The organism is Methylosinus sp. C49, assembly GCF_009936375.1.
Lineage (GTDB): Bacteria > Pseudomonadota > Alphaproteobacteria > Rhizobiales > Beijerinckiaceae > Methylosinus.
In genome coordinates this window covers 167,110-180,575 of the sequence record NZ_AP022333.1, presented here as the reverse complement: position 1 = coordinate 180,575, position 13,466 = coordinate 167,110, and the positions used below count along the sequence as shown (strand labels likewise).

The following is a 13,466-nucleotide window of genomic DNA, read 5'->3' as shown; positions in this document are numbered from 1 at the left end:
AGTGTGGTTATGGATCAGGTCGAGTCGAATGCGCAGCCCACAGCCGATATTGCAGACGGCGTCCGTCAGTCGGCGGTGCTTTGGGACGATCGCAACATGGTCACGCATTTCGCCAATGTCGTGAACATTCAGAGCACGCTCGAGCAGGTGGATCTGTTCTTCGGCACCAATAAGACCTGGAACATCGGCAATGAGCGCCAGGTGCATGTGGAATTGACCGATCGCGTCATTCTCAGCCCCCATGCGGCCAAGCGTCTCAGCGTCGCGCTGGCGGGCGTTCTCAAGGAATATGAGAGCCGTCACGGCGCGCTGAAAATCGACGGGCGCTGAGCGCGCCGCAGCTTTGGCGCGGTGGTGACGCGTGACAATGCTCGCGAGCACAGAGGGGGTCGGCGGTCCGCGGCCCCCTGAAAGAGCGCGGCTGCTCGACGAGGAGCGTGTTTCCGTCCTCGAGCAGGCGCTGTGGAAGCGCCTCGACGATGCGGCCGATCTCGACGCCGTTCTCGCCGCATGGCTGGCGCTGCAATGCGGAATGATCTCCTATGCGACCTGCGGCGCGATCGCCCTGCGGGATCATGGCGGCAATCGCAAGATCGCCTCATGGCCGGAAGGCGTCGACGCCGTCTCGCGCCTTCATTCGACGATCGATCTCGCCGTCGCGCAGCGCCGCGGCGTGGTGAGCAAGCCCGCCCTCGACTCCGGCGCACCGTCGCCGGTTGCGCAAATCGCTTTTCCGATCATTATCGACGATAAAGTGCTCGGCGCCGCGGCCATCGAGATTCACGGCGATGGCTCTGCGCAAGCGCGGCTCGCGGCGCGGCAGCTGCAATGGGGCGTCGCGCGGGTCCGCGAGCGATTGCGCATGGACGCCGCTGCGGAATCGACGCAGCGTCTGCGCCGCGTGACCGGCGTTCTCGACATGCTCGCGGTGGCGCTGGAGGAGGAAGGCTTTGCGCCCGCCTGTCGCGCCTGCGTCACCGAGCTCGCGTCTCTGCAAGCTTGCGAGCGTGTGAGCGTCGGCTTCGCGCAAGAGTCGGGCGTGCGCGTCGTCGCGATCTCCCACAGCGCTCATTTCGGAAAAGACCTCAATCTCGTCCGGCTCCTGAACGGCGCGATGAACGAGGCGGTCGATCAGCACGCGATCGTCCTCTATCCTCCGCAGCGGGACGAATCGACGATCGTCCGCGCGCATGCCGAATTGGCGGAGGCGCATGGTTGCGCCGCCATTCTGACGACGCCGATGTTCGCCAAGGACCAATTCATCGGGGCCTTGAGCTTCGAGCGCGGCAAGGACCGGCCGTTTCAGCCGGACGAAATCGCTTTTCTCGAATGTCTCGCCTCCGCTCTCGGTCCCGTGCTCGACATTCGCCGCCGCGACGATCGCTGGCTGATCCTCAAGGCGTGGGAGTCGCTTCGCGCGCAGGCGCATGATCTCGTCGGGCCGGGGCATGTCGCGCGCAAGCTCGTCGCTCTCGCGCTGATCGCATCGAGCCTGCTTCTCTATCTCGTGACCGACGTCTATCGCGTGAGCGCCAACGCCGTGATCGAAGGCCGGGTGCAGCGCGCGATCGTCGCGCCCTTCAATGGATTCATCAAGGACGCGCATGTGCGCGCCGGCGACGTGGTGCGCAGCGGAGACCTGCTGGCGACTCTCGACGATCGGGAGTTCGCGCTCGAGCGCTTGCGCTGGGTCACGGAGAGACAGAAAAAGCAATATGAGTTCGAGCGCGCCGGCGGCGCGCGCAATCGCGCCGATGCGCGCGTGCTCGGTGCCGAGATGCAGGAGTCGGAGGCGCAGATCAAGCTCGCGGACGAGCAGCTCGCGCGAACGAAATTGCAAGCGCCTTTCGATGGACTCGTCGTCTCCGGCGATCTCAGCCAGTCCATCGGCGCCGCCGTGCAGCGCGGGCAGCTTTTGTTCGAGATCGCGCCGCTCGACGATTGGCGTGTCGTGCTGGATGTCGACGAATCGCAGGTCAATGAGATCGTCGATGGCGCGGGCGGCGAATTGCTGATCGCGGCGCTGCCGAACGAGACATTCCCGCTCACGGTCGAAAAAATCACGCCTGTGGCGAAGGCGGATGAAGGGGCGAACACTTTCCGCATCGAGGCCGCGCTGCGGGCGAGCTCGCCGAAGCTGCGGCCCGGCATGAAAGGCGTCGGCAAAGTGGATGCGGGCCGCAGACGCATCGGCTGGATCTGGACCCGATCGCTGGTCGATTGGCTGAAGGTCTGGTCCTGGCGATGGCTGGCTTAGGAGCGCCGCATGGTCGCGTCGCTGCGCAGCTCCTCCTGGTATCGCGTCGCCGATCTCAAGCCGAGATTGCGCGCGCATGCGCGCATCCATCGCCAGCGGCACAGGGGCCAGCTGTGGTATGTTCTGCAGGACCGGCAGAATGGCCAGTTTCATCGCCTCTCGCCCTTGGCGCATCATATCGTCTGCCTCATGGACGGTCGCCGCACCATCGACCAGATTTGGGAGATGATGGGCGAGCGCTATGGCGACGATCAGCCCACGCAGGACGAGACCATTCGTCTTCTCGCCCAGGTCCACGCCGCGGATCTTCTGATCGGCGACGTTCCGCCGGATATGGACGAATTGGCGCATCGGGCGGACCGGCACAGTCGCCGAAGCTTCGTGCAGAACATTCGCAATCCGCTGGCGATCCGCATTCCGCTGATCGATCCCGAGCGCTTCCTCGCCGCCACGGCGCCGCTCGGCAGACTCCTGTTCAGCTGGTGGGGCTTCGGCTTCTGGCTCACGACGATCGCGATCGGGCTCGCGCTCGCCGGCATGCGATGGACGGCGCTGACGCATAATGTCGCCGATCGCGTTCTGTCGGCGGAGAACATCGCTCTGCTGCTGCTGGTCTATCCGCTCGTCAAGGCGCTGCATGAGATCGGCCACGGCATGGCGACGGCGCGCTGGGGCGGCGAGGTCCATGAGCTCGGCGTCATGCTGCTCGTGCTGATGCCGGTCCCTTATGTCGACGCCTCCTCCTCGGCCGCCTTTCAGGAGAAGCGGCGCCGCATCATCGTCGGAGCGGCCGGGATCATGGTCGAAATGTTCCTCGCCGCAGTGGCGATGATGGTCTGGGCGCTCGTCGAGAAAGGCTTCGTGCGGGCCGCGGCCTTCGACGTCATGCTGATCGGCAGCGCCTCGACATTGCTCGTCAACGGCAATCCGCTGCTGCGTTTCGACGGCTATTATATTCTCGCCGATCTGATCGAGATTCCCAATCTCGGCGCGCGCGCCAACGCCTATGCCCTCTATCTGCTGCAGCGTCACGCCTTCGGCCTCGCGCATCTCGCCTCGCCGGCGACGGCGCCCGGCGAGGCGCGCTGGCTTCTCGCCTATGCGGCGGCGTCCTTCGTCTATCGAATGACCGTGACTTTCGGCATAGCGCTGTTCATCGGCTCGCGCTTCTTCATCCTCGGCATTCTGCTCGCGCTCTGGGGGCTCGCGACCGGCGTCGCGCTGCCGCTCGCGAAAGGCTTCAATCGCCTTCTCACCGATCCGCAGCTGCGCAGCGTGCGTGGGCGCGCGATCCTCGTCTCTAGTCTCGCGACGGCGGCGCTCGTCATCCTCGCCACTGTGATTCCCGCTCCTTATGCGACCATGGCGCAGGGCGTCGTCGTCGCGCCGGAGAAGTCCACGCTTCGCGTGCGCACGGACGGAGAAGCGCTCGACGCGCTTCTCGCCGAGGATCGCCGCATCGAAGCGGGAACGCGCGTCGCGACGCTGGCGGACCCGATCCTCGCCGGCGAGACCGCCGTGCTGGAGGCGCAGACGGAAGCTTATCGCCTGCGGCTCGAGGCGGTCGCCAGCTCCGATCTCGTGCAGGCCAATATTTTTCGCGAGGAGCTGCGTCGTCTGGAAGGCGCCTTGGCGCTCAATCGGCGACGCATGGCCGATCTCGAGATCGTCGCCGAGAATTCCGGCCGCCTCATCCTGCCGCGCGCTGCGGACCTACCGGGAAAATTCCTGAAGAAGGGCGATCTCCTCGGCTATGTCATCGCCGAAGGCGATCCCGTCGTGCGCGTCGTGGTTCCGCAATCGGATATCGATCTCGTGCGCAGCCGGACGATGAAGGTGGAGATTAGATTCGCCGGCCGCGTCGATCGCGCGATTCCCGCCGTCGTCGCGCGCGAGGCGCCGGCGGCTCTGGACGAATTGCCGAGTCTCGCGCTCAGCAAGCGCGGCGGCGGCGAGATTGCGATCGATCCGACCAAGACAGACGCGCCGCGCGCGCTCGAAACGCAGTTCCATCTCGACCTTCATGTCCCGCCGCAAGAGGAGCGGATGAACATAGGCGAGCGTGTCTATGTGCGTTTCGATCACGGCGCCGAGCCCGTCGCCTGGCGTCTCTGGCGCGCCGCGCGCCAATTGCTGCTGAGGCAGTTCGGTGTCTGACGCGCCGGCGCGGGCGCGCCCTCCCCTGCCCCGACCGCGGATCTATCCCGAGCGGCGCTGGCCCCGATCCGGCGTGCTCGAACGCATGGCGGAAGCGGCGGTGGCGCGATTTGCGCCGGCGATCGGATGGCTCGCGGGGCGCGGCGCCGGCGGCATTGTGGAACGTGTCGCCGCGCATGAGGCGGAGCTGCGCGCGCTGTCCGACGCCGAACTGCGCCTGCGTGGCCGAGCGCTGCGCGAAACGCTGTATCGCTGTCGCGCGCGCGACCCGAAGGCGATCGCGGAAGCATTCGCGGTGATCCGCGAGGCTTCGGATCGCGTGCTGGGAATGCGACATTTCGACGTGCAGCTGATCGGAGGCGATATTCTTCTAGGCGGCATGATCGCCGAGATGGACACGGGCGAAGGCAAGACGCTCACGGCGACATTGGCCGCCGCGACAGCGGCGCTGGCCGGCGTCCCGACCCATGTCGTCACCGTGAATGACTATCTCGCGCGACGCGACGCCGATCTGATGCGGCCGCTCTACGAGTTTCTCGGACTGCGCGTCGGCGTCGTCACGCAGGAGATGGCGCCCGAGCAAAAAATGGCGGCCTATGCTTGCGACATCGCCTATTGCACGAATAAGACCCTCGCCTTCGACTATTTGCGTGATCGTTTGGCGCTCGGGCGGCGGAGCGGCGATCTTCGGCACAAGCTCGAGAGGCTGACGACGCCGGTCGCGCCGGGGCGCGATCTCTTGTTGCGCGGCCTTCATTTTGCGATCGTCGACGAGGCGGACAGCATACTCATCGACGAGGCGCGCACGCCGCTCATTCTCTCGCGCGAGCTGCAATCGACCACCGAGCAGGAGGATTTCGTTCGCGCGCTCGAGATTGCGGAGCGGATGAGCGAGGGACGTGACTATCTGATCCGTCTCGACGAGCGTCGTGTCGAGCTGACCGCTTCCGGCCGCGCATTGCTCGCCGAATTCGCGCAGCCGCTCAAAAGCCGTTGGCGCATGACGGCGCAGCGCGAGGAATGGGCGGTTCAGGCGATCACGGCGATGCGCCTCTTCCACCGCGACGAGCATTATATCGTGCGCGGCGGGAAGGTGGAGATCGTGGACGAGCATACCGGACGCGTCATGGCCGACCGCTTCTGGAGCGATGGGCTCCATCAGATGATCGAGGTCAAGGAAGGATGCGCGATTTCTGGCGTGCGGGCGACGATCGCCAGAATGACCTATCAGCGCTTCTTCCGACGCTATCAGCGGCTCGCGGGAATGACAGGCACCGCCGCCGAGGTCGCGGGCGAGCTCTGGAGCGTCTATCGGCTCGCCGTCGCGCGCGTGCCGAGCAACAAGCCCTCGCGTCGTGAGCTGCTCGCTGATCGCATCGTTGCGACAGAGTCGGAAAAATGGCGCGCCATCGCGGAGACGGTCGCGGAGCATCATCGGCGGGGAGCGCCCGTGCTGCTCGGCGCAAGGTCTGTCGCCTCGTCGCGCCGAGCGAGCGAAGCGCTCGCCGCGGCCGGCTTGGCGCATGTGGTTCTCAACGCCGCGCAGGACGCCGCGGAGGCGGAGATCGTGGCCGCCGCCGGGCGGCGCGGCCGCATCACCGTCGCGACGAACATGGCGGGCCGCGGGACCGACATAAAGCTCGACTCCGATGTGATCGAATTGGGCGGATTGCACGTCATAATGTCGGAGCTTCACGAGGCGCGCAGAATCGATCGACAGCTCGCCGGACGATGCGCGCGGCAAGGGCAGCGCGGCTCCTTTCAAGCGATCTTGTCGCTCGAGAACGCTTTGACGGACACCAACGCTTTACCTTTCGAACAGTACGTAATGTGCGTAATGATTCGAGCCGGCTGGTCATGGCCCGCGCGTTTGGCTCTCCGCACAGCGCAACGTCGCGCGGAGCGGCTTCATGCTCATATGCGTCGCGAATTATTGGACAGAGACGAGACTCTCGATCATGCGCTCGCCTTCACGGGAAAAGCCGAATAATCGCGCGATAATGGCGCTCGCTGCCGCGCTGGCGGCGTGTGGCGCGGCGCGCGCCGAAAATCGGCGAATCGATTGCGTCATCGATCCGACGATGACCGTCAAGCTCGGCAGCCCGACGGCGGGTCTGGTGTCCGAGGTGCTCGTCGATCGCGGAGACGTCGTCGCCGCGGGTCAAGTGGTCGCGCGGCTGGAATCGAGCGTCGAAGCTGCGACGCTGGAATTGAACAGGGCCCGCGCCGCGAGCGCCGCGCGAGTCGAGGCGCAGGCCGCGCGGCTGACGCTCAGCCGGGCGCGCATGGGCCGCGCGCGCGAGCTGCTCGCGCGCAACAGCGTCACGCGGGACAAATTCGACGAGCAGAGAGCCGACATGCGCGTCGCGGAGGAAGATCTGGCGCGCGAGAAGGTCGAATTGCGGCTCGCCGAGCTCGAGGTGGAAAGGTCTCGCGCCGTGCTCGAGCAAAGGACGATACGCAGCCCCATCGCGGGGGTGATCGCCGAGCGCAAGCTGTCGCCGGGCGAGTTCGTCCATCAGGACAGTTTCATCATGAGCGTCGTGCATCTCGATCCACTGCATGTCGAGGCGTTTCTCCCGGTCGCAATGTATCCGAAGATCGCGATCGGCGAGACCATCATGGTCTCGCCGGATGAGCCGATCGGCGGGAGACATGCCGCGAGGGTCTCGGTGATCGATCGCGTTTTCGATCCGGCGAGCGCGACATTCGGCGTGCGCCTTCTTTTGCCCAATCCAGACAATCGCCTGCCGGGCGGCCAACGCTGCAAGCTCGATTTAGACGAGCCGGCGGGCGAGAGGGATGTGAAATGATCGCGGCGCAAGCGCATCGGACGGCGAGGCCATGAAGAACGATCTCGCCGAGCCTCGCCGCGCGCGGCGCCTGTGCGTGTTCCTCTCATGCGTCTCGGCTCTCGCGGCGCAAGAAAGCCGCGCGGAGACGTTGCAGAGCGCTCTGGCCGCGGCCTACGCCAATAATCCCGATCTCGAGGAGCAGCGCGTCATCGTGCGGATTCGCGACGAGGACGTGTCCAAGGCGGCCGCGGGACACCGGCCGAAGGCCCATGCGTCTTTCAGCGCGGGTCCGCAAAAATCGAGCGTGCGTCAACCGGGCGGCCGCGATCAGCTACGCAACCGCCTCTATACCAATGACGAAAATTTCGGCCATCCGCGTAGCGGCACGCTGAATCTGTCACTGACGGTGTTCGACGGCTGGCGCTCGGATAATTCGATGCGTCAGGCGGAGTCCGGCGTGCTCGCCGCGCGCGCGACTCTGCTGGCCGCCGAGCAGGAAGTGCTGCTGCGCGCGGCGACCGTCTATATGGATGTTCTGCGCGACACCGCCGCGCTCGGCCTGCGTAAGCACAATCGCGCTGTTCTGATGGAACAGCTGCGCGTGGCGCGCGATCGGGCGGAAATGGGAATGGCGACGATCGCCGATGTCGCGCAGGCGGAGGCGGCGCTGGCGCAAGCCGAGTCCGACCATGCGGCGGCGCGCGAGTCCTTGCGCGCCAGCATCGTCGAATATAGGGAAGTGATCGGCCGCGCGCCCGACCATCTCGAGCCTGCGAAAGGCTATGAGCGCGATCTGCCGGCGACGGCGGAGCACGCCGTCGAGCGGGCCGTCGCTCTGCATCCGCAGGTGATCTCCTCACTGCATCAAGTAGACGCCGCGACAATGGCGGTGAAGGTCGCCGAGGGCGCGCTCATGCCGTCGCTCTCTTTGGGCGGGCAGGTCTTCCAGCAATATGATTCTTATCTCGGCTATCCCGGCACGCGGCAGTTTTCGGCGCAGGTGACGGGAACGCTCAACGTGCCATTATATGATGGCGGCGCCGAATATTCCGCGGTGAGGCAGGCCAAGCAGCAGCTCGCTCAGGCCCAGGCGCATGTCTCGGCGCAGCGCAGCGCAGTTCGCGCCAAGCTCGCCGTGAGCTATAGCCGCCTCGCGACCGCCAAAGCCGCGTTGCATTACGGCGCAACGGTGGTGCGCGCCTCGGAGCGGGCTCTCGAGCAGATTCGTAATGAGGCGGAATTCGGCCAAAGAACTTTTCTCGACGTGCTGAATGCGCAGCAGGCGCTGTTCGACGCGCGGGTGAAAATGGTCTCGGCGCAGCATGATCGCGTCGTCGCCTCCTGCGCCGTTCTCGCAGGGATCGGCGGCCTGTCCGCAGAGGGTTTGAATCTCGACGTCGAACATTATGACCCGGCGAAAAGCTTCGAGCAGGTGCGCGAGCTCTGGATCGGTCTGGATCTGCCCGCCGCGCGTTGACCGCGGGCTCCGAGCGCGCCGCGCGGATCAAAGCGGCGTCGGCGTTCTCATCGCGCGTCTTGCGCGCACATGGCGTCGATGATGGACGCCGCCGCGTCGATTTCATCATCCTCGACCGTGAGGGCAGGAAAGAGGCCGAGGAACGATCCCATGGCGTAGGTGAGGAGCCCGCGCTCGGCCAGCGTCGCGCGCATCGGCTCCGCCTCTGTGGGGAGCGCCAGGCCTTGCAGCAGGCCGAGACCGCTCAGCGCCGTGAACGCTCCGCGGCGCGCATAGAATAGCTCGGTGAGCCGGTCTTCGAGCCGCCAGCCGCGGTTCTGCACGCGCTCCAGAAAGCCGGGCGCCGTCAGCATATCCATCAGAGCGCGCCCGCTCATGAGGGTTTCCCGAGCGAGGAGAGATGGGCGTTCCGGCGCTCCGCGCGCCAATCTCTGCGTGAGGACCAAAGCGGCCAGCGGCGGAGCGCTTTGCGGCCGGTGAAGCGCGACCATCACATCCGGGGTCACGCCCGTCCACTCATGCGTCCACAACATGCCGGAACGGCCGAAGCCACAGGAGCTTTCATCATAGGCGAGCACGAGCCCATATTCGTCGGCCGTCTCGCGCAGTCGCGCCAGCAGCCCTCCCGGAACAATTTCGAAACCGGCTTTCGTCCTCGCCGGAGCGATCAGGATCGCGGCCGTGCGATTGTCGACCGCTGCGGCCAAGGCGCCAGGATCGTCGGTTTGGAGCAGCACGACATCGCCATCGGTTTCCAAGCCGGGGGGCGAGCCTCCGCAAGCGCCTGCGCAGACGATCAGCCGGCGACGCTTCGGACGGCCGACGATTCGATGGTGACGCCGCATCGTCTCGACGGCGTAACGCCAAGCTTCCGCCTCGGACGGAAACAAGAAGACGCGATCGCCAAAGGAAAGCGGCGTGATTTTGGCGCAGAGCGCGTCGGAGAGTGAGGCCGCCTCCTCATGCTCATCCGATAGCGCCGCAAATCCCGAGAAATTCTCCGGCGATGCGCCCGAAAAGTCGAGCGGCGTCGCCATGGCCCCGTCGCCGGCGAGGTCGATCGGGTCGCTGGGCTCATTGGCCGAATCTGACGATGCGCCTGACATGTTCCACTGTTCGAGGACGAGGCTCGCGTTTGCGAGGCGCCCTGCCCCGCCTCTGTCGCGAATCGACAAGCAAGAGTGGAGCCACAGGCCGCGTGGCGGGCGCAATTCAGCCCCGGGGCGCTAGCGCTTTCCGATCGAACGGAATCGTTCGATCGATCAGAATTCGCTTCCAACGAAAGAATCTAGAGCGCTATCCGATCCAATTGGATCGGATAGCGCTCTAAGAGAAGCTGCTGCGGCAGAATTCGAGACGCCGGCTCCGACTCGGCGTCTGATGGCGCGAGCGCTGCGCCTTTTGCCCCATTGGGCTTGCAACGCCAGCGTCGCCGCAGCAAAGTGCGGCGAAAGGGAAGCTGCGTCATGTCCAACCGTCACTTTGCTGTTATCGCTGCGGCCGTCGCCATGGTCGGCTCCCTCGGGCTCGCGCGCGCGGAGCCGGTCGGCTCGGTGGTCGCGGCGCGAGGAGAGGCAGCGTTGGAGCGGGCGGATGGGCGTTCGCCGGCGGAGGCGGGCGCGGCCGTCATGCTGAACGATCGCGCCACCACTGGGGACGCGTCGCGGCTCGATCTCAAGCTGGGCGCGGCGACGCGACTGCGGCTCGGCGCCAATGCGGTGCTGAAGGTCGACAAATTCGTCGGGAAATTGTCCGCCCGCACCACTCTGGAAGAAGGAGCGGTTCTGATCGACCGCGCCAATGGGGCCGAGAAGAGCTTCGACCTCGAGACGCCCTATGGTCTTTTGTCGGCGCGCGGCACGGTGTTTTTCGCCGGTCCCAGCCGCGGAGTGTTCGGCGTTTTCGTCCAGAAAGGCGCTGTCGACGTCGCCACCCGCTTCGGCTCCGTTCGGCTGACGGCCGGCGAGGGCGTCGATTTCCCGCCGCCTCGCGTGGTCTTTCTTCCCGGGCTGCTCGACAGCGCGCCATCGGAGCCGGGCCCGGTGACGAAATGGGGGGAAAAGCGCATCGAGGAGGCGCTCGCCTCCGTCCACTGACGGGCGCGCGTCACTCTTTGGGAAGCGTGAAGATCATCGTGTCTTCCGGCAGGCCTTTGAGCCGCAGAGCGCCGAGCGGCGCCAGAGCGCGTCGCGCCGCCGCCGCGGCGCCGGGCCCGATGCAGATTTGCGAATCGAGCTGCTTGTTCGCCTGCTCCAGCCGCGCCGCGACGATCACTGCATCGCCATAGGCGGTGTAGTTCAATCGGCGCGCGCCGCCGACATCGCCGACGATCGCCGGCCCCGTCTCGACGCCGACGCGCGTGCGTCCGAAGCCCGCCTGCGCCGCCAGCGGCTCCTTGCGGAAGCTCTCCGAAAATTCGACGATCGCCGCGGCGCAGGCGATGGCGGCGTCGACGTGATCGGCGCGCTCCAGCGGCACGTTGAAAAAGGCGTGAATGGCGTCGCCGGTCACGCCGTCCACCATGCCGCCGTGATCGGTGACGATGCGCTCCAGGCCGCCGAGATAGACGTCGAGCAGAGCGATGAGGTCGCGCGGCGCGAGGCGTCGCGTCATGGGGGTGAAATTTTCGATATCGGTGAAAAGCGCCGTGATGACGCGCATCTCGCCCTTGCGGCGCAGACGCTCGGGATGGGCGATGATCTCGCGCACCACATCGACAGAAAGATATTGCTCGAACTTGCGCGAGATGAACGCCTTCATCTGGCGCGTGCGGGCGAAGGCCGCCGCCGCGGCCATATTGCCGGAGAGCAGGACGATGAGCGGAGGTCCGGCGGGATCGAGGACGATATTCTGAAAGATCAGCGCCGTCGCGGCGACGGCGATCCAGAACGCGGACAGGGCCGACTGCAGGGCGAAGGCCGTCATGGGGCCGACCCGCGCGGCGACGGCGGCGGCGACGGCGGCGAGAACGAGGGCCGCGCCGACTTCCACCGCGACCGCCTGCTTCGGGCGCAGCGGAGCTATTCCGGCGAGGATCTGCTCCGCCGCTTCGGCGTGGATCTGCACGCTGGGGGTCAGCGGGCCGAGCGGCGTAGGGCGCAGCGCGCCCGCCTGCGGCGCGCTGGCGCCGACGATGACCAATTGTCCCGCGGATCGCTCGGGCGCGACGCGCCCCTCGAGCAGGTCGGCGGCAGAGATCGTGCGCTGCGCCCAATGGTCGGGATCGGACCAGCGCAGGCGCAGCGCGCCGCCCTCGCCCAAAGGCGCGCGGCGCGCTCCGATCTCGAGCCGACCGCCTTCGACAGAGAGCATGGCGACGTTTTCGGCGACGCGGGTCGCCTCCAGCGCGAGGCCGGGAATGAGCCGATCGCCGACCGAGAACAGCAGCGGCGCCCGGCGCACCACCCCGCCCTCCTCGCCGAACAGCGACGACACGCCGAGACCCAGAGCCTCGCCCGCGAGCGGCTCGTATGGAGCGATTACGCCAGAGATGGGACGCGCATATTTCAGGCTGGACGGCTCTTGGAGCTCCACGAAATTGAACGCGGCGGGCGGCGCCGCGCCGCCGGCCAGCGCCGCCAGAACCGTCTGGCCACGCTCGAGCGTCTCGCCGAATTCGTGATCTGGATCGGGCGCCTGCGCGAGAATCGGCGCGAGCGCTGCGCGCAATTTCGGATCGGACACGCCCGCGATATGAGCGCGCAGGGAATGTCGATCGGCTCGGTCGAAGAAAATGTCGAAAGCGAGCGCCGCGGGACGTCCGTCGAGAATGCGCGCCGCGAGCCGCGCCATGTCGTCGCGCGGGAGCGGCCAGCCGCCGGCGCGGGCGACGGTCGCCGAGTCGATATCGACGACCAGCACGCCGGCGCGCCCGGTCTCGCGCGGGGCGACCCGCTGCAGAGCGTCGATCGCGCGCTCGCGCAGCACGCTCGCGAATCCGTGGATATCCGTGGCCCAGAACGCTGCGAAGATCAGCGCGCCGACGCCGCCGACGACGGCCGGCGCCGTGAGAAGGCGTTCGAGCTGGCGTCGCCGGTCGATCATGCGATGCGGGCCTTTGGCGCCGACTGAGGAGAGAGCGAGCGCCGACGCCTTTTGCTACAGCGCTGGCGCCAGGGTCGATCCGGCGCGCGGCGCGATCTCAGGCCGCCGCTCCGCAGCATTTTTTGTATTTCTTGCCCGATCCGCAAGAACAAGGGTCATTGCGTCCCGGCCTCGGCTCCCGGACGATCGGCGCGCTCTTGCGGCCCTCGCCCTCGACAAAATACCAGCGCTGATCGGCTTCGTCGAAACGAAACAGGGATTTCTCACGATGCGTGAGACGCAGGCCTTCCGAAATATAATGCGCGGTGAATTCCACATGGCCGGTGGCGTCGCCGGGCTGGCCCGCCTCCGTCGCTTCTATGTCGAGGCCGAGCCATTGCGATTTTTTCGACCAATCGGTGGCCGCCGCGCGGTGGAAGCTGGCCCGACGCTCGGGCGCCAGAGTCGTCTCCAGATAATCGATGCGGCCGAGAACATAGGCCGTGTAGCGCGAGCGCATCAGCGCCTCGGCGGTCGGCGCGGGCGTCGCCCCTTCGACATGAGGACCGCAGCAAGCGGAGAGAGACGCCGGCTCGGCGTCCTGGGCGCGGCAGGGACAGGGCTGATCGGTCATTCGGGACGGCTCATTCTTTTGCTCGGGCGCGTTCCGATCGACGGAGCGCGCGTCCATGAGAGAACGCTGCCGATTGGATCGACAAGCGCTCCAGAAGGGGAATCTCCGAGCAGTAAGCAGCCT

Annotated in this window: 10 protein-coding genes; 7 read left to right on the top strand and 3 right to left on the bottom strand. The window is 66.5% G+C overall.

Features of this window, described 5'->3' with window-relative positions:
* Window positions 1-9 precede the first annotated feature (9 nt).
* The 6 genes from GYH34_RS19205 to GYH34_RS19180 all read left to right on the top strand — a co-directional run bounded on the left by GYH34_RS19205 (window position 10) and on the right by GYH34_RS19180 (window position 8,686).
* Window positions 10-330 (top strand): DUF3467 domain-containing protein, encoded by a 321-nt coding sequence (locus GYH34_RS19205; RefSeq protein WP_161915218.1) that lies wholly within the window; start codon window positions 10-12, stop codon window positions 328-330.
* A gap of 37 nt (window positions 331-367) precedes the next feature.
* Window positions 368-2,257 carry an efflux RND transporter periplasmic adaptor subunit gene (locus GYH34_RS19200; RefSeq protein WP_161915217.1) on the top strand — a complete coding sequence of 630 codons (1,890 nt, stop codon included), beginning with the start codon at window positions 368-370 and terminating at the stop codon, window positions 2,255-2,257.
* 9 nt (window positions 2,258-2,266) lie between these two features.
* Window positions 2,267-4,414, top strand: coding sequence for a PqqD family protein (locus tag GYH34_RS19195; protein ID WP_161915216.1), 2,148 nt, complete (start codon window positions 2,267-2,269; stop codon window positions 4,412-4,414).
* 73 nt (window positions 4,415-4,487) lie between these two features.
* On the top strand, window positions 4,488-6,404 hold the full coding sequence (locus GYH34_RS19190) for a prepilin peptidase (protein ID WP_244635385.1): 1,917 nt from the start codon (window positions 4,488-4,490) through the stop codon (window positions 6,402-6,404).
* On the top strand, window positions 6,373-7,227 hold the full coding sequence (locus GYH34_RS19185; protein ID WP_174242469.1) for an efflux RND transporter periplasmic adaptor subunit: 855 nt from the start codon (window positions 6,373-6,375) through the stop codon (window positions 7,225-7,227). The genes GYH34_RS19190 and GYH34_RS19185 overlap by 32 nt, the downstream gene beginning before the upstream one ends.
* A 31-nt stretch (window positions 7,228-7,258) precedes the next feature.
* Window positions 7,259-8,686 carry a TolC family outer membrane protein gene (locus tag GYH34_RS19180; protein ID WP_161915213.1) on the top strand — a complete coding sequence of 476 codons (1,428 nt, stop codon included), beginning with the start codon at window positions 7,259-7,261 and terminating at the stop codon, window positions 8,684-8,686.
* Window positions 8,687-8,733: 47 nt separating this feature from the next.
* Here GYH34_RS19180 and GYH34_RS19175 read toward each other — a convergent pair whose 3' ends face one another.
* The gene (locus GYH34_RS19175) at window positions 8,734-9,792 is read right to left on the bottom strand and encodes an aminotransferase class III-fold pyridoxal phosphate-dependent enzyme (RefSeq protein WP_161915212.1); all 1,059 of its coding nucleotides are present in this window, start codon (window positions 9,790-9,792) and stop codon (window positions 8,734-8,736) included.
* A gap of 360 nt (window positions 9,793-10,152) precedes the next feature.
* On the opposite strand from GYH34_RS19175, the gene GYH34_RS19170 reads away from it, so the two are divergent.
* Entirely contained in the window at window positions 10,153-10,782 is a 630-nt protein-coding gene (locus GYH34_RS19170; RefSeq protein ID WP_161915211.1) for a FecR family protein, read from the top strand.
* 10 nt (window positions 10,783-10,792) lie between these two features.
* On the opposite strand, the gene GYH34_RS19165 is transcribed toward GYH34_RS19170, so the two are convergent.
* A complete protein-coding gene (locus tag GYH34_RS19165; RefSeq protein ID WP_161915210.1) occupies window positions 10,793-12,730 on the bottom strand; it encodes an adenylate/guanylate cyclase domain-containing protein in 1,938 nt (645 codons plus the stop codon).
* 97 nt (window positions 12,731-12,827) lie between these two features.
* Window positions 12,828-13,343: a YchJ family protein gene (locus tag GYH34_RS19160; protein WP_161915209.1), complete on the bottom strand. Its 516-nt coding sequence runs from the start codon at window positions 13,341-13,343 to the stop codon at window positions 12,828-12,830.
* Between the last annotated feature and the right edge of the window lie 123 nt (window positions 13,344-13,466).